General features: G+C 43.5%; 17 protein-coding genes. 6 read left to right on the plus strand and 11 right to left on the minus strand.

The window, feature by feature from the left end:
• Window positions 1-13 precede the first annotated feature (13 nt).
• A complete protein-coding gene (gene fabY, locus GKR48_RS01535; RefSeq protein ID WP_154626441.1) occupies window positions 14-937 on the plus strand; it encodes a fatty acid biosynthesis protein FabY in 924 nt (307 codons plus the stop codon).
• A gap of 96 nt (window positions 938-1,033) precedes the next feature.
• Here fabY and GKR48_RS01540 read toward each other — a convergent pair whose 3' ends face one another.
• Both GKR48_RS01540 and GKR48_RS01545 read right to left on the minus strand, forming a co-directional pair.
• Entirely contained in the window at window positions 1,034-2,827 is a 1,794-nt protein-coding gene (locus GKR48_RS01540; protein ID WP_336431101.1) for an AsmA family protein, read from the minus strand.
• A gap of 125 nt (window positions 2,828-2,952) precedes the next feature.
• Window positions 2,953-4,341 carry a uracil-xanthine permease family protein gene (locus GKR48_RS01545; RefSeq protein ID WP_154626443.1) on the minus strand — a complete coding sequence of 463 codons (1,389 nt, stop codon included), beginning with the start codon at window positions 4,339-4,341 and terminating at the stop codon, window positions 2,953-2,955.
• Between the two features lie 235 nt (window positions 4,342-4,576).
• On the opposite strand from GKR48_RS01545, the gene gltS reads away from it, so the two are divergent.
• Window positions 4,577-5,791 (plus strand): sodium/glutamate symporter, encoded by a 1,215-nt coding sequence (gene gltS / locus GKR48_RS01550; protein WP_154626445.1) that lies wholly within the window; start codon window positions 4,577-4,579, stop codon window positions 5,789-5,791.
• Window positions 5,792-5,908: 117 nt separating this feature from the next.
• Here the strand turns inward: gltS and recG are convergent, their stop codons facing one another.
• From recG to gmk, 5 genes are read right to left on the minus strand one after another with little or no spacing between them, the layout of a single operon-like run.
• Window positions 5,909-7,990, minus strand: coding sequence for an ATP-dependent DNA helicase RecG (recG, locus tag GKR48_RS01555; protein ID WP_154626447.1), 2,082 nt, complete (start codon window positions 7,988-7,990; stop codon window positions 5,909-5,911).
• Window positions 7,991-7,999: 9 nt separating this feature from the next.
• On the minus strand, window positions 8,000-8,713 hold the full coding sequence (gene trmH / locus GKR48_RS01560) for a tRNA (guanosine(18)-2'-O)-methyltransferase TrmH (protein WP_154626449.1): 714 nt from the start codon (window positions 8,711-8,713) through the stop codon (window positions 8,000-8,002).
• Window positions 8,714-8,743: 30 nt separating this feature from the next.
• Window positions 8,744-10,873, minus strand: a complete 2,130-nt coding sequence (gene spoT / locus GKR48_RS01565; protein WP_154626451.1) for a bifunctional GTP diphosphokinase/guanosine-3',5'-bis pyrophosphate 3'-pyrophosphohydrolase — start codon at window positions 10,871-10,873, stop codon at window positions 8,744-8,746.
• Between the two features lie 19 nt (window positions 10,874-10,892).
• Complete coding sequence (gene rpoZ / locus GKR48_RS01570) at window positions 10,893-11,168, minus strand: DNA-directed RNA polymerase subunit omega (protein WP_006659598.1); 276 nt, start codon at window positions 11,166-11,168, stop codon at window positions 10,893-10,895.
• Between the two features lie 56 nt (window positions 11,169-11,224).
• Entirely contained in the window at window positions 11,225-11,848 is a 624-nt protein-coding gene (gmk, locus tag GKR48_RS01575) for a guanylate kinase (RefSeq protein ID WP_036948585.1), read from the minus strand.
• Between the two features lie 312 nt (window positions 11,849-12,160).
• Here gmk and ligB point away from each other — a divergent pair, with 312 nt between their 5' ends.
• A complete protein-coding gene (gene ligB / locus GKR48_RS01580; RefSeq protein ID WP_154626453.1) occupies window positions 12,161-13,873 on the plus strand; it encodes an NAD-dependent DNA ligase LigB in 1,713 nt (570 codons plus the stop codon).
• Between the two features lie 37 nt (window positions 13,874-13,910).
• Here the strand turns inward: ligB and GKR48_RS01585 are convergent, their stop codons facing one another.
• A complete protein-coding gene (locus GKR48_RS01585; RefSeq protein ID WP_036948588.1) occupies window positions 13,911-14,525 on the minus strand; it encodes a trimeric intracellular cation channel family protein in 615 nt (204 codons plus the stop codon).
• A gap of 123 nt (window positions 14,526-14,648) precedes the next feature.
• Here GKR48_RS01585 and GKR48_RS01590 point away from each other — a divergent pair, with 123 nt between their 5' ends.
• Complete coding sequence (locus tag GKR48_RS01590) at window positions 14,649-15,977, plus strand: DUF3748 domain-containing protein (RefSeq protein WP_195848211.1); 1,329 nt, start codon at window positions 14,649-14,651, stop codon at window positions 15,975-15,977.
• Window positions 15,978-16,265: 288 nt separating this feature from the next.
• Here the strand turns inward: GKR48_RS01590 and GKR48_RS01595 are convergent, their stop codons facing one another.
• On the minus strand, window positions 16,266-16,619 hold the full coding sequence (locus tag GKR48_RS01595) for a YceK/YidQ family lipoprotein (protein ID WP_154626455.1): 354 nt from the start codon (window positions 16,617-16,619) through the stop codon (window positions 16,266-16,268).
• Between the two features lie 330 nt (window positions 16,620-16,949).
• Between GKR48_RS01595 and GKR48_RS01600 the strand changes: the two genes are divergently transcribed.
• Complete coding sequence (locus GKR48_RS01600) at window positions 16,950-18,608, plus strand: putative transporter (RefSeq protein ID WP_154626457.1); 1,659 nt, start codon at window positions 16,950-16,952, stop codon at window positions 18,606-18,608.
• Window positions 18,609-18,827: 219 nt separating this feature from the next.
• Here GKR48_RS01600 and GKR48_RS01605 read toward each other — a convergent pair whose 3' ends face one another.
• Window positions 18,828-20,084, minus strand: a complete 1,257-nt coding sequence (locus tag GKR48_RS01605) for a valine--pyruvate transaminase (protein WP_154626459.1) — start codon at window positions 20,082-20,084, stop codon at window positions 18,828-18,830.
• A gap of 205 nt (window positions 20,085-20,289) precedes the next feature.
• Entirely contained in the window at window positions 20,290-20,853 is a 564-nt protein-coding gene (locus tag GKR48_RS01610; protein WP_154626461.1) for a DNA-3-methyladenine glycosylase I, read from the minus strand.
• A gap of 201 nt (window positions 20,854-21,054) precedes the next feature.
• Here GKR48_RS01610 and glyQ point away from each other — a divergent pair, with 201 nt between their 5' ends.
• The gene (glyQ, locus tag GKR48_RS01615; protein ID WP_006659589.1) at window positions 21,055-21,963 is read left to right on the plus strand and encodes a glycine--tRNA ligase subunit alpha; all 909 of its coding nucleotides are present in this window, start codon (window positions 21,055-21,057) and stop codon (window positions 21,961-21,963) included.
• Window positions 21,964-21,969: the final 6 nt, after the last annotated feature.

A 21,969-nucleotide genomic window follows, 5' to 3' on the forward strand; every position in this document is an offset into this window, starting at 1 on the left:
AAGGAGGGGGGAGATGTACCATCTACGGACACCAAAAGATGAGCTTGAATTCGCCGCATACTACCAATTTCGCTGGTCAATGCTGCGAGAACCGTTCAAACAACCCCTTGGCTCTGAAAAAGACGGTTATGATTTAACTGCTCACCACCAAATGGTGGTTGATGAAAAAAATCGTATTTTGGCCATTGGGCGCCTATATATTAATGCCGATAACGAAGGCGCTATTCGCTTTCTCGCCGTTAACCCAGTCATGCAAGGCAAGGGCTTAGGCAAACTGATTATTATGGCGCTTGAAACCATTGCAAGGCGCGAAGGTGTTAAACGCATCGTTTCCAGTGTACGAGAAGAAGCCGTACCTTTCTTCGCCAAAATGGGCTTTGAACGTCGTGGTGAAGTCACTGGGGAGCTGAAAACGCCTGTTCGGCACTATTTGATGATCAAACCGATTGAAACCCTTGACCAAATTCTTCATCGCCCTGATTGGTGCGGTGAGCTTCAGCAAGCTTGGCACAAGCATATCCCATTGAGTGAAAAAATGGGTGTACGTATTGAACAGTACACAGGAAAACGCTTTGTGACGACTATGCCAGAAGCAGGGAACCAAAACCCCCATAATACGATTTTTGCTGGAAGCCAATTTTCCCTCGCCACCTTAACTGGCTGGGGAATGATTTGGTTGCTGCTGCAAGAGCATCAATTAGGCGGAGAAATTGTGCTGGTAGATGCCAATATTCGCTACGCAAAACCCGTCAGTGGACGTCCAACCGCCGTGGCGGATCTCTCACATCTTAGTGGGGATTTAGACCGCCTCGCCCGAGGAAGTAAAGCGCGGGTAAAACTGGAAGTGCATGTGAGTAATGCAGAAAACCAAGTGGGTGCGGTATTTAGCGGTGTATATATGGTGCTGCCAGAAACGAAGAAAGAGAAAAGCGAATAATGTCTTTAGGTGACTGACTGTTTTTAGGTTATTCATCGAAAAAGCAGGCAATCCGAAGGGATGAGCCTGCTTTTTATTGCTTATTGATTCACTGCCTTATTGAGTAACCATATCAGGAACATGCCTATCAACAGGGTAGGTATTCTCTGCTGGTGCAGTGTGTGATTCTGGTTCGGTTTGGGGCTTTGCTGATGGCTCTACGGCAGCAATGCCAGACGCCACATGACCATCAACTACAGTACGCAGTTGAACGCTTCCTTGAAGTGGCTTAGCGGTTAACTTCCCGTTGAGGCTTGATGCCAGAGGTGATGCGAGTAAATCCCCTTGTAATGATGCCTCAAAATCCCCCCACATCTGCGGTGAAAAGCCTGACCAGCCCCACTGGTTTAAATTACCTAAATCAATGTTGGTGCCTGATGCACGTAATTCAAAAGGTACTTTATTCGGCTCTTGCTGCGTTAGTAAACCGATTTTTGCGATACCACGGTCAACGCTGCCACTGAGACTTGCGGCGGTACGCCCATTACTTCCTGCTATTTCTAAAAGAGGACGGCGGATCATCACTTGATTGATGGTACCTGCATCAGCATTGAAGGTAGCTTGTCCCTTCCAAATTCCCCACTGTTTCTGCTTGATCAGGTCAACATAGCGAATGTTGCCGCTTAACGCGGTAAATTCGAAAGGAAACTCAGGTTGAATATTCATCAGCAAAGATTGCGTGACGGTGAAATTATCAATAACAAATGTGGATAACCACGCAGGTGCGGGTTGAGCAAAGAACGACAGCCAATTATCTGGCAAGGTATACAGAACCCCAGCGAGGGTCCCTTCAGTGATAGTCAGTGATTTATCATTACGTTGCCAAATCGCACTCAGGTTAAAAATCCCTTTATTGTAGTAGCCGGAGAGCTTATCAACATTGAGGTTATCACCGTCAATGTTCAACTCACCGATGAGCGTATCCACTTGTTGGTCTTGGATAACTAATTGATCGACATTGAAATTAATATGGCTTTTGGGGCTGCTCCAACTCCCTCTCACCAAAGCAATTTGATCAACTTCGCAGCTCAAGCCGGACAGCGCCCAATCACGTCCTTGAATATCTACATTGGTCAGCTGTAATTGGTTGATTTGCAAAGTTCGGTCACTGTTTATTGCATCAAACAGCGCATCAAAGGTTAAGTCATTCTGCCAGCCCACTTTATTCATCGACAGGTTATCAATGGTGATAGAACCATCAGCAAACCATTTTCCTTTACCCGTGATCGCCCCATTATTCAGGTAGCCGCTGATTTGGCTAAAGTCCGTCACTTTTTCTTGTAATTTTCCCGTGATCGCAACATTTCTAAAAGGGAGGGAATTCAAGGTTAACTGGCTGGTGGTAAAGCGAAAATCACCATAACCAAATGGATTTTCAGTTGTCGGTTTCCATGGGGTTATACCTCCAGTAAACCCTGCAACTTGAACGGTGTTTTTGTCTTGAGTTAATTGAATCTGGCTATTTTCAAATTGCAGGACTTTCGCAGAAAGCGGTAGCGGCGATGCGTTATCGGTAAAATTTGCAGATAAATCGCCTTGAGTGATGGTTAAGCGTTGAATAGCTTCACCACTGAAAATATGTCGCCAATTGATATCCACCACAATTTGCCGAGCATCTAATTCTAGCTGCTTGTTGTTTGATTCAATCTTAATGTCTTGGAAAATAAACTTACCTGGCTCTGAGAACTGATGTCCCATAATGCCGACGTTAATATCGTAAGGCGTAAATTTACTCAGAAGTTGGCTGGCGTAACCTGCTCCCCATCGGGTTTGTAAGGCAATATAACCAGCAAGAAAGACAATCAAAAGAAGCAGAAAAATATAGCCGAAAAACCTCATTAACCCTTTCACGTTTGTCTGCTCCCTTATCAATCAGATAAAAATAGAAATTGCCGACATGTTTAATATATCGGCAACTCAAGGATAGCATACAGAAGAACCGCCGGCGTGTTCAACTCTTGCGGCGGTGAAGGGAACTATTTTTCGTGAGGGAAAATCAGGTTCAGCACGATTGCCGTTAAACCACCTGCCGCAATACCGGATGAAAATAGGGTTTTCAGCCAGTCAGGCGCAAATTGCAGGATCAGTGGTTGTTGAGAAACCCCCATTCCTACAGCTAGAGACAATGCAATGATCATAATTGCACGGCGGTTGAGTGGTTCACGAGAAACGATGCGCACACCTGATGCCGCAATTGTGCCGAACATCACAATGGTTGCACCACCCAGAACAGGTTCAGGAATTTGTTGCACAAAACCCGCTACCGCAGGGAACAGACCCAGTAGCACTAACATCAACGCCACTAAGTAACCCACGTAGCGGCTAGCAACACCTGTTAATTGAATGACGCCATTGTTCTGACCAAAACAGGAGTTAGGGAAAGTATTAAATACCGCAGAAACCATAGAGTTTAAGCCATTTGCTAATACGCCACCTTTGATGCGTTTCATATACAGAGGGCCACGCACTGGCTGCTCAGAGACATCCGACGTTGCAGTGATGTCACCAATGGTCTCTAACGAGGTCACCATAAAAATCAGAATTAGTGGAATGAGTAAATTCCAATCAAAAGAGAGACCATAATAAAAAGGTTCAGGAATTGTAATCAGAGGTTGATTGGCATCACTGGTTTGAGCAGTTGGCAGCATATTCATCCACCAAGCAGCAAGGTAGCCTACTGCCATCGCAATCACTAATGATGCAACGCGTAAGTACGGGTTCTTCTGGCGCGTTAACAGGATAATGACGGCTAACACAATGCCTGCAAGAATGAGGTTATCAGGGGAACCAAATGTGTTATCGGCAAGCGCACTGTAACCCCCACCGATTGAGGTTAAACCGACTTGAATCAGTGATAAACCAATGATCATGACCACGACACCAGAAACCAGCGGCGTGATAACTCGACGAGCTAAATGTAAGAAGCGAGACAGGATAACTTCGGTTAGCGCAGCGACCATTAATGTACCGAATAGCGCCGCCATCATGGATGGAATATCGGCTCCGCCTTGTTTAAGTGCAACGCCGCCCATAATCAGCGGTGCAACAAAGTTGAAACTGGTGCCTTGAATGGAAAGTAATCCTGAGCCGACAGGGCCCCATGCGCGGATCTGGATCAGGGAAGCAATTCCCGAAGCAAACAATGACATGCTGATAATGCGCTGGGTGTCGTGAGCAGGTAGCCCAAGTGCTTGGCAAATCAGCATTGCGGGGGTAATAACCGCGACAAACATTGCCAATAGATGCTGTCCAGCAGCAAACAACGCCTGAGGTAAAGGCGGTCTATCTTCAAGGCGATATATCAGTTCGCTTTGATTTTGTACTGTTTTTTCAACATGTTGTTCTTCAGATGCCGTTGAGTTCATTATTCCAGTTCCACTAGCAAAAAGCGCATTTTAAAGAGAATTACACAAAAAGCAATCGTTTGCGCCAAATAAAAGAAAGTATCAATTAAAATTATGAGTGTCACATTTTTATATGTTTTAACTTGTATTTATCGCGATTTTTTTTTCTAATCCCTGCACCTGCTTTTGGCGTTTTAAGGAAAAAAATAACGTCTAATTAGTTTTAAATAATATTAACAACAGACGAGGTACGTAAATGTATCATCTCGATGTCTACGGCACTCTGGTGGCAGCCACGCTCGTGCTATTACTCGGACGTAAACTGGTAAAGTCAGTTTCATTTCTTGAAAAATACACTATCCCCGAACCCGTTGCGGGGGGATTATTAGTTGCTTTTACCCTGTTAGTGGTTAAGCAAGTATTTGATTGGAGCCTCTCCTTCGACTTATCACTGCAAGAACCGATGATGCTCGCATTCTTTGCAACCATTGGTTTGAATGCTAACTTAGCGAGCTTAAAAGCTGGCGGTAAAGCATTGTTAATCTTCATTTTTGTCGTTGTCGGTTTATTGCTGGTTCAAAATACAGTCGGTATCGCACTTGCGAAATTATTAGGTTTAGACCCTCTGATGGGGCTATTGGCCGGCTCAATCACTTTATCTGGTGGACATGGTACAGGCGCCGCTTGGGGTAAAATTTTTACTGAAGACTATGGCTTCAAGAGTGCAACTGAAGTTGCGATGGCTTGTGCAACCTTTGGTTTAGTACTTGGGGGACTGATTGGTGGTCCTGTTGCACGTTTCTTAATTCGCAATATCCCAACACCTGGTACAGCGGATGAGGAAAAAGATGTTCCAACCGCATTTGAAAAACCACAATCCAACCGTATGATCAACTCGATGGTGTTGATTGAAACTATTGCGTTGATTGCTATCTGTTTGCTAGCAGGAAGCTGGATTGCTGGGCTACTATCAGGCACCGCATTTGCACTGCCTAAGTTTGTTTGCGTATTGTTCGTCGGTGTTATCTTAAGTAACAGCCTATCTTTGCTTGGTTTTTACCGAGTATTTGACCGCGCGGTTTCTGTCATGGGTAACGTCAGCCTATCCTTATTCTTAGCCATGGCATTAATGAGTTTAAAACTGTGGGAATTGGCGTCTTTAGCAATCCCAATGTTAGTCATTCTCGGCGTTCAAGCTTGCGTTATGGCAGGGTATGCAATTTTTGTTACCTTCCGAGTGATGGGCAAAAACTATGATGCTGCCATTTTAGCTGCGGGTCACTGTGGCTTCGGTTTAGGGGCAACACCAACCGCTATCGCTAACATGCAAGCGGTCACCGATAAGTTTGGTCCATCCCACCTCGCATTCTTAGTCGTGCCAATGGTTGGAGCGTTCTTTATCGATATTGTGAATGCGTTAGTGATTAAGTTCTACTTATGGCTGCCGGTTTTCCCAACGATTGGCGGCTAGTGCAGAACAAGTATTGAAGTAAATACAAACATATATAACTAAATGTATAAATAAAGCAGGTATTGCCGTGGACATGGATGTGTTCACGGCAATTTTCATTTTAAGGTAGGAAAAAATTTAAGCGTGGCTATATTGTTCGCGCTCAGGGAGCCAGCGTTCAATAATCTTCTGGGCGTGCTCAGGGTAGTTTTGCTGGATATGGCGTGCTAACCGTTGTACTTCTGGCAACATATATTGATCTCGTAGCAAATCCGCCACTTTAAAATCCGCATTTCCTGTCTGCCTTGTACCTAGCAGCTCTCCGGGGCCTCGAATTTCTAAATCTTTTTGAGCAATGACAAAGCCATCGTTGCTATCTCGTAAAACTTGTAAGCGCTGTTTAGCAGTGTGAGTGAGCGGTGTTTTATAAAGTAGCACACAGTGAGATGCGACAGAGCCACGACCAACTCGCCCCCGCAGTTGGTGTAATTGTGCTAGCCCAAGCCGCTCGGGGTTATCAATAATCATCAGACTTGCGTTCGGAACATCCACCCCCACTTCGATAACGGTGGTAGCAACAAGTAACTGGATTTCGTTATTCTTAAATGCGGCCATGATGCTCTGTTTTTCGGCGGGTTTCATGCGACCGTGTACCAACCCCACTTTGAGTTCAGGTAGTGCCAGTGCGAGTTCTTCGCTGGTAACTTGGGCAGCTTGAGCTTCAAGCACCTCTGAGTCATCAATCAATGTACACACCCAATAAGCTTGTCGCCCTTCCTCTAAACAGGCTTGTCGAACGCGCTCGACAATATCACTACGTCGGGTATCTGGGATCGCTACTGTAGTGACTGGGGTTCTTCCTGGTGGAAGCTCGTCAATCACGGAGGTATCGAGATCGGCATAGGCAGTCATCGCCAGCGTGCGTGGAATTGGCGTAGCGGTCATGATTAATTGATGTGGATGAAATCCTTGTTGTTCACCTTTTTCACGCAGAGCGAGCCGCTGGTGAACACCAAAGCGGTGTTGTTCATCAATGATGACTAACCCTAAAGAGTGAAAGCTCACTTGCTCTTGGAAGATTGCATGGGTACCGACGACCATCGAGACTTCACCACTCGCGATGGCATCTTGTTGTTGCTGGCGCGCTTTACCTTTTTGCTTACCCGCTAACCAGCCTACTTTGATACCTAGAGGTTCAAACCACTGCTTAAAGGTGTTCGCGTGCTGTTCTGCAAGAATTTCAGTCGGTGCCATTAAGGCAACTTGTTTACCATTTTCAATGGCGCACAGTGCGGCTAATGCAGCTACAAGAGTTTTACCGGAACCGACATCCCCTTGGATCAAACGCATCATGGGGGCATTTTTTTGTAAATCAGTTTCGATTTCTGCCACGACGCGTTTTTGCGCGTTAGTTGGTGAGAACGGTAAATTTGCCAGTAAAGGTGTTTTAAATTTCCCTGAAGATACCAGCGGCTCGGCATAGAGCCGCTCATTACCCGCCCGAATGGCGAGCATACTTAAATGGTGAGCCAGTAACTCTTCAAGGATCAAACGCTTTTGAGCTGGGTGATGCCCCTTTTCCAACTCATCTAACGAAACATCCGGTGGCGGAGTGTGTAACAGTCGGATGGCATCAGGGAGGCTAATTAGACTACGGCTGAACTCTTCAGGCAGTAATTCTTGAATATTGCCACTTTCTAGCATGGCTAGCGCTTGTTCCATCACTTTACGCAATGTGGCTTGGCGGACGCCTTCAGTTGTCGGATAAACTGGCGTTAGGTTCTCTTGAAGGGCGATATTATCTGTTTCTTGAGAGACTTTATATTCAGGGTGAATGATTTCAGGCCCAGTATTACCACGACGCACTTCTCCATAGGCAGTCACTTGGCGGCCTTCGGCTAAACTGTTTTTCATCGCGGCAGAGAAATTGAAAAAACGCAGTGTGAGGTTGCCTGTACCATCACTGATCAGGCAGGTCATCATTCTTTTACGTCCAAAGACGACTTTGGTTTGTAGAACGTGACCGGTGATAGTGGCTGTTGTGCCGGGCATCAAATCTTTAATCTGATAAAGACGCGTATGATCTTCATAACGCAGTGGAAAATGCAGAAGCAAGTCCTGAACTGTGTTCAACCCGATTTTACTCATTTTTTCTGACTGGCTGGCACCAATGCCATGAAGTGAAGTCAGTGAAATGGTATTAAGCAGACCACGGTTCATGTCGATTCCTTAACTGAGTTGTTTTCTCTTCATTTTTTCAGAAAGCTGCATTTGTGCCCACCAAGCATCATCGGCTTCTATCTGACCTTGCTGATTGATAAATGGGCGAGGAAGCCCTTTGCGTTTAGTCACTTCAGCCAATACAGGATAGCCACCTTCAAATAGCCATTCTTGTTGTTCTTGCTCAGATAATAGACTATTTTCTCGCTCATACATGCCTGCGAGTTGGCGCTGACGCTGGGCTTCATACAAAATAAGCGCAGAGGCGACAGAGACATTGAGTGACTGCACCATACCAACCATTGGGATGATAATATGTTGATCTGCAAGGGCTAATGCCTTGTCTGATATGCCCGTTTTCTCTTGCCCCACCATAATACAGGTTGGGCGGGTATAATCAATTTCTCGAAAATCGACAGCCGTATCTGACAGATTTGTCACTAAAACCTGCATACCTTGGGATTTTATCTGAGTAATGGCACTTTCTGTGGACTGGTGCGAAATGACTTTTACCCAACTATTACTCCCCGCCGCAGAAGAGACAGAGAGTTTAACCTGTTGGTCTGGCCAAATGGCATGAATTTTGTGGATCCCGACAGCATCAGCACTGCGCACAATCGCAGAAACATTATGAGGCTTATGAATTTCTTCAAGGCAGAGTGTTAGGTCGGGCTGCCGCATCGCCATCATTTGGCAAATGCGGCGATAGCGGCGTTCATTCATAGTGAGAGTTCGTGTTTTTAATGGTATCGACTAATTACGGTTACGGCTGACGCGTAGAACGTCTGGCATGATACGAATTTTACGCATCACGTTAGCCAACTGAATACGGTTTTTAATCGACAAGCGAATAAAGGCACAGTAAACACGACCATCTTTCTCTTCAGTGTTCATGCTTTGAATACTTGAGTTCGCATCATTGATAGCGGCGGTCAAGTTAGCAAGGGCACCTTGATGGTTTATCATATCGACTTTAATTTCAGCGATAAAATCCGTGTCTGTTTCGGTATCCCACTCGACAGCCATAAATTTATCCGGTTCTTTCTGATAACCACGGATATTGCGGCAAGATTCATGGTGAATAACCAATCCTTTACCTGGGCTAATATGCGCAATAATTGGGTCGCCCGGAATAGGACGGCAGCATTTTGCAAAGGTAATTAAGACGCCATCAGCCCCTTTGATGGACAGCTTATTACGGTTTTCCGTAATCACTGGTTCTTCAACGGCACTTGGCTGAGCACTTTGAGGGTTACTTTGCAAGTTGCGAGCCACCACAACACTCATGGCATTACCTAAACCAATTTCGGCAAGTAAATCATCAATCGAGTGGAGCTTCATGCGAGCTAATTCGGCATCGATGCTTTCACGAGGTATATCCGTGATTTTGGTGCCTGCACCTAGCGCATGATTGAGTAGGCGACGCCCTAAATTAACGGAGTCTTCGCGTTTTAAATTCTTCAGTAACTGGCGGATTTTTGCACGCGCTTTTGAGCTAACGACAAAGTTCAACCATGCCGCATTTGGTCGAGCGCCCGGCGCAGTAATAATTTCTACCGTTTGACCGCTAGAAAGTGACTGAGAGAGTGGGTAAGGTTGGCGGTCAACTCGCGCACCCACACAGGCATGACCGATGTCAGTATGCACAGCATACGCAAAGTCCACAGGGGTCGCGCCTGTCGGCAATTCGACAATACGACCTTCGGGGGTGAAGACGTAAATTTCATCAGGAAAGAGGTCTGATTTTACGCTTTCAATAAATTCAAATGAGCTTCCCGCACTCTGTTGGAGTTCGAGCAAGCTTTGCATCCAACGCTGGGCTTTCACCTGCGCAGTGGTTCCCAATTCGCCTTGTTCTTTATATGCCCAGTGAGCAGCAACACCCATTTCGGCCATTTGGTCCATATCTTCGGTACGAATTTGTACTTCGACTGGTACCCCATGAGGCCCAATTAATGAGGTGTGGAGAGATTGGTAGCCGTTCGCTTTAGGAATAGCAATATAGTCTTTGATTCGCCCCGGACGAGGTTTATAAAGACTGTGCATTTGCCCTAAAACACGGTAGCAGGTATCAACGTCTTCAACGATGACCCTAAAAGCATAGATATCCATAATCGAATGGAATCGCTGCTCTTTTTGATGCATTTTTCGATAGATAGAATACAGATGTTTTTCGCGACCACTGACTGTGCAATGTACACCCGCTTCCGTTAATCGACCGTCAATTTCAGAAAGGATTTTTTGGATCATTTCTTTACGGTTACCACGAGCGGATTTCACCACTTCCTTGATAACACGATAACGGTTTGGATAAAGCGCTTCGAAACCTAACTCTTCGAGCTCGGTTTTAATATGGTGGATACCTAAGCGGTGCGCGAGAGGGCTGTAGATTTCCAGTGTTTCACGCGCTATGCGGCGACGCTTATCGGGTCGTAATGACCCAAGCGTGCGCATATTGTGAGTGCGGTCTGCCAGTTTGATCAAAATGACACGGATATCTTTCACCATTGCCATGATCATTTTACGGAAGTTTTCTGCTTGAGCTTCTTTCTTGTCGCGGAAATTTAGCTTATCCAGTTTGGAAACCCCTTCGACTAAGCCGGCGACGGTGGTTCCAAACAGTTGCTCTATGTCTTGAAATGTCGCTGGAGTATCTTCAATCACATCATGAAGTAGCGCGGCCATCAGTGTTTCATGATCCAAACGCATTTCAGCCAGAATACAAGCAACAGCAACAGGGTGAGTAATATAAGGCTCACCACTGGAACGGGTCTGCCCTTCATGAGCATCCCGTGCGACAACATAGGCTTTTTTCAGTAATTCAACTTGCTCTTTTGGGAGATATTGTTGAATTATGAGATTTAGGCTTTCAAACAGATACAAGGCAGACCCACCTTAGTAATTAGCGACGACCTTCAGCGATCGCAGAAACTGCCTGCATTTCAGCGGCTTCTTGCTCTTGCTGTTCTTGGCGTTCACGCACATCCAAAATGTGACCGTTAATTAAACCTTCTTCTACTTCACGTAGCGCGATAACAGTGTGCTTATCGTTTTCTTCTGGAACTAAAGGATCTTTACCACCAGTTTGTAACTGACGAGCTCTACGTGCTGCGACCAGTACGAGGTCAAAACGGTTACCAATTTTTTCTACTGCGTCTTGAACAGTTACGCGTGCCATAAGTGTGCTACTCCAAAGAAATAAAAAAATGACCTGATATGATACTGAAACTATTCTCAGTCTGCTAGTAATTTGCTGATTAAAGCATCATGTCGCTGGACTTGGCGACCTAATCTCAAGCGCTCAGCACGCATGATAGATTGTAAATCGCTCAGTGCGGTGTTGAAATCGTCGTTTACAATGACGTAATCGTATTCATTGTAATGCTCAATTTCGCCAACGGCTTGTGACATACGCTTTTCAATGACTTCATCACTATCTTGACCACGACCACGCAGACGGCGATATAGCTCATCTTTTGATGGCGGTAGGATAAAGATACTACGTGCTTCTGGCATTTTCGCGCGAATTTGCTGAGCACCTTGCCAGTCAATATCGAGAAATACATCCACGCCACTATTCAAGACTTCCTCAATAATAGGTTTTGAGGTGCCGTAGTAGTTACCGAAAACACAGGCATGTTCTAAAAAGTCATTGTTCTCAACCATCTGAAGAAATTCAGCTTCAGAAACAAAGAAGTAATGCTCGCCATGAATTTCGCCTGGGCGTGCAGCTCGAGTTGTATGAGAAACAGAAACTTGAGTGTCATACAACGGTTGTGTCTTCAATAATGCTTGGATAAGACTGGACTTACCTGCGCCACTAGGAGCAGAGAGAATATATAACGTGCCTTGTATCATGATGATTTCTTGAATATTTGTGGGTTAGACATAAAAGATAGTGATAAACCCTACATAGTATACACGTACTTAAGACAACATGCAGCGATATCAATTAACCATGAAATAAGAGTAAAAAAAATTTTGGTTATTGGAAAATTGTGAACGCCTTCCAGAAAATAAATTTAACTTAATGAAAATACCATCTGTTTTGCGAAGCGCTATGCAATTAACGGCATTGCCTGCTGCCGCCCTTGATTTATTGACTCAGAATGCAATGCAACACATAGCGGTTCGGAACATGGTATTAAACGTAAATATAATAGGGATATTATGCATTATTTTTCAGTCAGGAAACTCTGGAAATTTGGTTGGTTCTGCCTATTACTTCAATCTGTTATTTCAATAGGCTACGATGCGGAAACGCTAGGTTCTCAACAAGCATGCCGCTCATTAGATAATGAATTCATAAGAACGGAGCAGCTGCGGTTGGGGGAGCAGCTACAAGAGTGGGATAGGCAATATCAAATCAACGGTGTGAGCGGCGTAAGTGATGAAGTTTATGATCAACTTTTGGCGAAGTGGCAGCAGGGACAGCGTTGTCAAAATTTGCCTGACACTCTAACACAACCATTACAGCCTAAAACTGAACAATTAATAAAGCATCCCATACCCCATACGGGGTTGAAAAAATTGAAATCAGAAGAAATAGCCACATGGATAGCGCCTCGTCATGAAGTTTGGTTGCAACCTAAAGTCGATGGTGTTGCGGTGACGCTGCACTATGAAAATGGACGTTTAGTGTCAATGATCAGTCGGGGTAATGGGAGTGAAGGGCTTAATTGGCGAGATAAAGCCGATTTTATTCAAGCTATCCCCAAAACTATTTCAACGAAGCAATCTCTTGTTTTACAGGGGGAACTGTTCTGGAGGCTCAATGGACATGTTCAAAATGCAGACGGTGGAAAAAATGCACGGAGTAAAATTGCGGGTTGGTTGATGCGCAAGGAGCTACCTACACAGGTCACAGATGATATCGGCATTTTTATTTGGGCATGGCCTGATAACTCTGTCGCTATGAATCGTCAATTGAGTGAATTAAATAGGCTAGGATTTGAGTTGGCACAACGATATAGCCATCCAATCGCAAACTATCAATCAGCAGCCAAGTGGCGTGACTACTATTATTCAGCATCGATGCCATTTGCAACTGACGGTATTGTATTGAAAAGCTTTCCATCGCCACCAGCATCAGCTTGGCAGGCAAACCAAAACAGTTGGAGCGTGGCATGGAAATACCCATTAAAAAGCGTGGTTTCCGAAGTTGTTGATTTCACTTTTCGGGTAGGGAAATCAGGGGCAGTAAATGTTATTGCTAACATTGAGCCCATCACGATTGATGATAAACAAGTAAGCAAAATACGTATTGGCTCACTCAATTCATGGAAGCAAAAGGATGTGCTAGTTGGGGATAAAGTCCAGCTAACATTATCTGGGCATGGTACTCCATTTATGGAGCAAGTCATTTGGCGGCGAGAGCTGCGTCAGTATCCAGATACATCATCTCTCGAAAGTTTTCATTCATTGAGCTGTTTATCATATACACCGGATTGTGCACCTCAATTTGTTGCCCGCCTTGCTTGGCTAGGCAAACAGTTAAAGATTAGCGGGGTGGGTGAAAAAACATGGAAGATATGGGTGGAGAAATATGGACTCTCAACGTTACTTGGCTGGCTTTCTCCTCATTGGCAAGATTCATTACCTAAGAATAAGAAAACGACAAATGCGCTGAGTCAGCTACAAAAAACATCGATGCAGCCGATAGTAAACTGGTTGAAAGGACTTGGAATTCCTTTAGAAATCGGACAGCTAAACAAGATATCCACGATAGAAGAATTGAGTGAACAAGAGACTGTGGAGGCGCTAGGTTTATCTGAAAAGCGGAAACAGGCATTAAAATACTGGCTGGCAGAGCCTGAAATTCAGAAGGCGCTATACACTTTGCTGGAACTGTATACTTTGCAGAAGCTAGATATCAGCCATTAGCGGTTAAACGAATGGCTGATAGGAAAATCAGTTTTGGTTAATCTTGGCTTTCGTAATTAAAAATAGGTAATCCCAAGCGGTAGCGGATGGCGAGCAATCTCGCGCTTAAGCCTGCGACCAACGTGATAATGACCACAATATCTTTCGGAAGCGGTGTATATAGCAAACCGATATATAACCATGCGGCAGCAAAAGAGACGCCAGCGTATACTTCTTTTTGGAAAACCAGAGGGATGGTGTTACACAGCATGTCACGAAGAACACCGCCAAATACACCTGTAACCACGGCCGCAATGGCGGCAATGATAGGGCTATAATTCATATCGAGGGCGATTTGAGCACCAAGAATAGAGAAGACGATTAAACCAATCGCATCAAGTATTAAGAAGAGCCGGCGAAGGTGTTTCATCATCGGGGCTATCCATATGGTGACAATGGCAGCACCTGCCACGGTCATGATGTATTCGGGGTGGGCAACCCAACCTAGAGGATAGTGACCGAGTAGAATATCACGGACAGAGCCACCGCCGATGGCTGTTGCAGAAGCAATAATGATCACGCCAAAGACATCCATTTTACGGCGTCCAGCAGCTAAAGCGCCTGTCATGGCTTCGGCAGTAATACCAATAATATAGAGAACACTTAATAACATGATGGTTTTATTCAATACTATAGTGATTGTCTAAGGGTAATATTACTTGTGAAACTTCTCGACTGAGATTTTTTATTCTCTTAAAGAATTGATTAGTTAAAGTAATCCGATAGCCTGTGTTAAATGATGTCAAAGGATAACAGATTGAACAATAAAATGCCTTATAAAGAAATATGTATTACTGAGGATTCGCGGAGTCATCAGCTTACAAATATTAATGTTTGGACACCAGATAGCCAGTGGTTAGCTTATGATGTTCGACCAAGTGGCAGTTCATTTACAGGGAAAACCATAGAAAAAATTCATGTTACAACTCATCAAAAAGTGGAAATCTATCGAGGATTGCATGGTGCCCATGTTGGCGTAGTCACTGTAAGCGCTGAAAATCCGCCTCGTTATGCTTTTATTCAGGGACCAGAATATCCCGATGAGTCTTGGCAGTATGATTTCCATCATCGCCGGGGTATTTACGTTGATGAAAACCAACTTGGTATTGCTCATCCGATTGATGCAATGTGTATTACGCCACCTTATATGGAGGGTGCGCTCAGAGGCGGAACGCATGTTCATGTTTTCAGCCCTGACGGGAAGTGGCTGAGCTTTACCTATAATGACCATGTTTTGCATGAACTCGATATCCAATTAGACCAACGCAATGTGGCTGTTGCTGTACCTGCAGGCGCTGTGACCGTTGAACCTATTGGTCATGAAAGAGAATATAGCGGCAATTTTTTCTGTAGTGTTGTGACGAAGACGACTTTGGCGCCAACTCCGAATAGTGACGAGATAAGCCGAGCTTATGAAGAGGGATGGATTGGTCAACATGGTTATATGGATCAACAAGGTCAGTGGCAAGCACGCGCATTAGCGTTTATCGGAGATACACATCATCAAAATGGTGACGTGATCCCTGAAGTTTATTTAGTTGATTTACCCGAAGACCCCAATGAATTCAAAATCCAAGGTGATGAACCTCTGCAAGGTACCGAAAAAACCATGCCAGCGCCGCCTAAGAATGTGAAACAAAGGCGCTTAACGTATACGCATCATCGGAAATTTCCAGGGTTAGCGAAACAGCCAAGACACTGGTTACGTTCTTCACCAAATGGCGAATCAATTGCTTGTTTGATGCATGATGATCATGGCATTGTGCAACTATGGTTGGTGGCAACGGCAACAGGGACACCCACCCAAGTGACATTTGGCGAGTCTTCAATTCAGTCTGCATTTAGTTGGAATAAGACCGGTGAGTATCTCTGCTTTGTGTATGACAATAGCGTTGTGCGTTGCCATGTAGCGACCGGAAATTTAGAACGGTTAACCCAAAGAACAGAAATAGCCCCTGTTGCAGATGCCGTTGTCTTTTCTCCAAATGATAAATTTGTAGCATTTATGCGAGATATTGATGGGTTTAGGCAGATTTATATTGTCGAAACAGGACTATCTAATTAAATTTTATCTGGAATAACACCTATGAAGAATAAAAAGATGGAATTTCATCTCTTTATTCTTCAGAAAAAGAGAGTTCAGGTCATCATTAAATTAAATGCTCAATATTCAATTAAAGTATATTGACTTGAAATTAATAAGTATTGGATTAATAAAATAGATAAAAAAAGATGGAAATTTAGTCAGTAAGATAAAGGTGTTATTAACCTAAATTAAGTTAATAATATTAATTGTATTTTAAGTATTATATTCCTGATTAGAGCATCAATAAGTTACTTTAATATAGGGCAATCATTGAGGGTTCTTTGGCTGTTGTTTATCAAGTTGCTGTTTATCAAGTTGCTGTTTATCAAGTTGTTCTAAACGTTTTTTCGGTGAGTCGGCCTCTTGTGAGCCGTTTGAATGCATATAATCCATGGGGATTAATAATGTATCCATAAGTGCAGTAAATGGTAAATCGATAACCAGTAATGGCTTAACTACCCAGCCCGTATCTTCATGTTGCAGCATATCAACACTATTTTTTGTTCCAGGATAATAGCTATCAGTAGGGCCTGCATGAGTCATAATACTGGAGCAGCCACTTAATGTAAGAGTCAATAATGTGGAAAATGCGAACGACCTAAAAAAAATCAAGCTTGGCATATATATGTTGACCTGCATTGAAATGGATTTTGTCTAATCAGAGATCATAATAACTAAAAACTAAAAATTCACAATCGAACGACCCTATTATTATTTAAGATACCCTCTGAATAATAGCTCTTTTTTGTATTATTTTATGTCGGTGATGTTAATAATTAGCAATTAAATTGTTTTTAACTAAAGTATAAAATTGCTCAATTGAATTGCTGTGAACTGTGCTCTATCACACAACTTCCTCTGTGTTTATTTGGCACAATCGATTCAGTTGCAAATGTAATAACTCCGTATGTCCCGTATTTTGGTTCATTGTTGTCAAAAGGATAGCGGTCTATGAGTGAATTAGCGCTTACAGTCAGTTTATTAGCATTAGCTGCCGCACTAGGCTTATGGATAGGTAATTGGAAAATCCGCAATGTGGGCTTAGGGATTGGCGGGGTTCTTTTTGGTGGAATTATTGTTGGGCATTTTGCGCGAAGTTATGGCTTGTCTCTCAATAATGACATGCTGCATTTTATTCAAGAATTTGGTTTGATCCTCTTCGTTTATACCATCGGGATACAAGTTGGACCCGGTTTTTTCTCTTCTTTACGTGTTTCTGGTTTAAAACTTAATGGCTTTGCCTTGATGGTGGTTATTTTAGGGGCAGTCGTTACCGCTATTATCTATAAAATTGCAGATATCCCTCTACCGATTATTTTGGGCATTTTCTCGGGCGCAGTCACGAATACGCCATCGTTAGGGGCTGGGCAGCAAATTCTATCTGATTTAGGGTCAGACCCGAGTTTGGTGGGACAAATGGGAATGGGGTATGCGATGGCTTACCCGATGGGAATCTGCGGTATTTTGCTGGTGATGTGGCTAGTTCGTATTGTCTTCCGTATCTCAGTAGATAAAGAAGCCGCGGAGTTCAATAGTGCGAATGTTCAGCATCGTGACTCACTGCAAACGATGAACATCGCGGTGCGCAATACCAATCTTGATGGCTTGATGATGCAAGATATACCCATGCTTGGCAGCGAAGATATTGTTTGCTCGCGGCTAAAACGCGGGGAAATGATGGTGGTACCTCAACCGACGACAGAAATACACCTTGGGGATTTACTGCATGTTGTTGGGCAAAAAGAGGATTTAAATAAAGTTCGCCTCATTCTTGGTGAAGAGGTTGAAGCGTCATTATCAACTTCCAGTTCTGTATTGCATTCTGTTCGAGTGGTCGTGACTAATGACGCTGTACTAAGTAAACGCTTAAAAGAGCTGAATCTCAAGCAGAAATATGATGTGGTGGTAACGCGTTTGAACCGGACAGGGATTGACCTGATGGCAAACAACAATTCCGTACTGCAATTTGGTGATATTCTCAATATTGTTGGTCGTCCTGAATCAATTGAAGCGGTTACTGCAATACTTGGAAACGCGAAACAGAAATTACAGCAAGTCCAGATGCTGCCGGTATTTATTGGGATAGGTTTGGGAGTTGTTTTAGGCTCGTTACCGATATTTGTACCGGGCTTTCCTGCTGCATTGAAGTTGGGTTTAGCGGGCGGGCCATTAGTTGTTGCTTTGATTCTTGGGCGAATAGGTACCATTGGCCGGCTGTATTGGTTTATGCCACCAAGTGCAAATTTAGCGTTGAGAGAGCTTGGTATTGTGATGTTCTTAGCGGTTGTAGGACTGAATTCGGGAGGGAGTTTTATTGAAACTCTTATTCAAGGGGATGGGCTTACATGGATTGGCTATGGGCTATTAATTACCTTTATTCCTCTGTTTATCACCGGCTTAGTCGCTCGTATTTTCGGCAAAATGAATTATTTAAGCCTATGCGGTGTGTTGGCTGGGTCTATGACAGATCCGCCAGCATTAGCTTTTGCAAATAATATCCACCCAACCAGCGGAGCACCGGCTCTTTCTTATGCCACGGTATACCCTTTAGCCATGTTTTTACGCATTATTTCGCCGCAGTTGTTAGCCATCTTATTTTGGGCATTATGATTGTGAGTCATGAAAGGAATAGGGTGTGGAGAAAAAGTATCCGTCTATATAAAGGTGTAATTGGTCTTTGTTCTCGCCATAACTGATATCAAAAAAGTGGTTTAATAACCGCGAATAAAATTTGTCGTGAACAAATATATTCGATTTCAATTATGGAGTTCTCGCTAATTTTGGCCCTTTCCTCAATAGAAAGGGCTTTTTTTAACTCAATTTCTAGATTCAGCGTTCAGATTCTTGATAGGCTTTTTCTAATTCTTGAGCAAGGATTTGAATCCCTTGCTCAATTTTTTCTGGTTCAGGCACATAGTTCATTCGCATACATTCATGGGCATGTTGCCAATCTTCTTCAAGTCCTGGGAAAAAGTAATGTCCCGGAACCATCAACACACCACGTGCTTTTAAGCGTTGATAGAGCTCTAAACAACTAATCGGCAGGTCTTTAAACCACAACCATAAGAAAATAGCGCCTTCAGGCTTATGAATTAGGCATTTATCTTCAGGAATATAGCGGCGAATGATCTTTATCACTTCTTCCACGCGCTGCTTATAGAATGGCCCAACAACATTCTGAGAAAGCTTAAACAAATCGTCACGCTGTAGCATTTCAAGCGCGATGCTTGGACCGATACCTCCCGGAGCAAGGCTAATAATGCCATTCATATTACTGATGGCATCAATTAACTCTTCGCTACCAATAATAATCCCGCAACGAGTTCCTGGTAGACCGAGTTTTGACAAGCTCATGCACAGAATGACATTTTCATTCCAAAATGGTGTGGCTTCGCTAAAGATAATACCGGGGAAGGGAACGCCATACGCATTATCAATCAATAATGGAATATTGTGTTGCTTAGCTAATTGGTCAAGATGCAGAACTTCCTCATCAGTGATCACGTTCCCTGTTGGATTGGTTGGGCGAGATACACAGATAACGCCAATATCTTCAGTAATTTCAAGGGTGTTAAAATCAACGTGATATTTAAACTGCCCATCAGGTAAAAACTCAATTTGCGGCTTATTTGCCACAAAAAGGTCGTCATCAAGTCCAGAATCTGCATAACCCACATATTCAGGGGCAATTGGGAAAAGAACTTTACGAGAGATACCATCTTCAAAGCGACCAGCAAGTAGGTTAAATAGATAGAAAAACGCACTTTGGCTGCCGTTTGTTAGCGCAATATTTTTCGCGCTGATATCCCAGCCTAGTTTCGCTTTTAGAGTTGCTGCTAGCGCTTTCAACATGGCATCTTTGCCTTGAGGACCATCATAGTTACACAAGGTATCGGTTAATTGCCCATTGGCACACATTTCAGCGAGGAGGTCTTGGAAATATTTATCCATCTCAGGGATATGAGCTGGGTTTCCACCGCCAAGCATAATAGCGCCGGGGGTTCTGAGGCCTTCATTCAAGTCTTTCATTAATTCTGAAATACCTGAATTCTGAGCAAATTTATTACCAAATTTAGAGAAATTCATTGTATTTATTCACATTTGTTTATTAGGTTGTTAATGGAATTTCCAACATACCGCGCTCCTATCTAGAGTTCAATAGCTTAATTGCAGTTCTTTTTCATATAAAATGTCAAACATAGGTAATAAATTGGTTTTTTGGATTAACTTATTGACTAAGCTTAGTTTATTTATGTTGTTATGTGTTCAGTTTCCATCGATAAATTTTGATTTATCGATATTGGCAACAATTTACAAGGTGGTCATTAACCATCCCGGTGGCTTGCATAAAGGCGTAGCAAGTCACAGAGCCTACAAATTTGAAGCCATGTTTTTTCAGTGTTTTAGACAACGTCTTAGAAAGCTCTGTTTCTGTAGGAAGTTGTGCGGATTCAGTCCATTTATTGACGATGGGTTGGTGGTTCACAAAGCCCCAAATGAAAGTAGAAAAATCTATTCCTTGGTTTTTCATCGCTAAATAAGCTTTGGCGTTAGCAATAATCGCGTTAATTTTTAATCGATTACGAATGATCCTTGAGTCTTGCATAAGCCGCTCTACGTCTTTTTCATCCATCATGGCAATCTTTTCGGGATCAAACTGATGGAACAGCTCTCGGTACCCTTGGCGCTTTTTCAAAATGGTGTACCAAGAGAGCCCTGCTTGCTGACCTTCGAGGCAGATCATTTCAAACAATTCTTGATTATCTTTGGTGGGTTTTCCCCATTCATTATCGTGATAGGCAATATATTCGGGATCTTGATTGACCCAATGACAGCGAGTAACTGAAGTTTCCATTTTTTCATCCTTTTTCTAATAATGTTCAGCTTGTGGGCAAGAATAGAATCTTTATACTGTATAAAAATACAGTTTTAAAGAGATGAAATTAATTTTTTTTCTTTTTAGAATGGTTACAGGCGTATTCATTGCTGTATATCTGGCGGTCAAAGGGTATACTGGTCACTTTCTTAAATTTCACGTATCGCGTGCGGATCTAACATGCAAAAGTTTGATACCAAAACCTTTCAAGGTCTTATCCTGACATTACAGGATTACTGGGCGCGCCAAGGCTGTACCATTGTTCAACCACTGGACATGGAAGTCGGCGCAGGTACTTCACACCCAATGACGTGTTTGCGCGCTTTAGGTCCAGAACCTATCGCGGCAGCTTATGTTCAGCCATCTCGCCGACCAACAGATGGTCGCTATGGTGAAAACCCGAACCGTCTACAGCACTATTACCAATTTCAGGTGATCATTAAGCCTTCACCTGACAATATCCAAGAGTTGTACTTAGGTTCATTAAAAGAACTTGGTATTGACCCAACAGTCCATGATATCCGCTTTGTGGAAGATAACTGGGAAAACCCAACACTGGGTGCTTGGGGTCTGGGCTGGGAAGTTTGGCTAAATGGTATGGAAGTGACTCAGTTCACTTACTTCCAGCAAGTGGGTGGTTTGGAGTGTAAGCCTGTTACCGGTGAAATCACTTATGGTCTTGAGCGTCTTGCTATGTATATTCAAGGCGTTGATAGCGTGTACGATCTGGTTTGGTGTGATGGCCCGCTTGGTAAAACCACGTATGGCGATATTTATCACCAAAACGAAGTTGAGCAATCCACGTATAACTTTGAACATGCCAATGTTGAGTTCTTATTCAAGTGCTTCGAAGAGTATGAGAAAGAAGCTCAATATCTGCTTGCTTTAGAAACGCCTTTGCCACTTCCGGCTTATGAGCGTATTTTAAAAGCGGCTCATACCTTTAACTTACTGGATGCCCGTAAGGCAATTTCAGTCACAGAACGCCAGCGCTATATTTTACGCATCCGTACCCTGACGAAAGGGGTGGCAGAAGCTTATTATGCTTCTCGTGAAGCGCTGGGTTTCCCTATGTGTCATAAGAACTAAGAGGCT

Origin of the sequence: Providencia sp. wls1943, from assembly GCF_009706275.1 — a bacterium.
Taxonomy (GTDB): domain Bacteria; phylum Pseudomonadota; class Gammaproteobacteria; order Enterobacterales; family Enterobacteriaceae; genus Providencia; species Providencia zhijiangensis.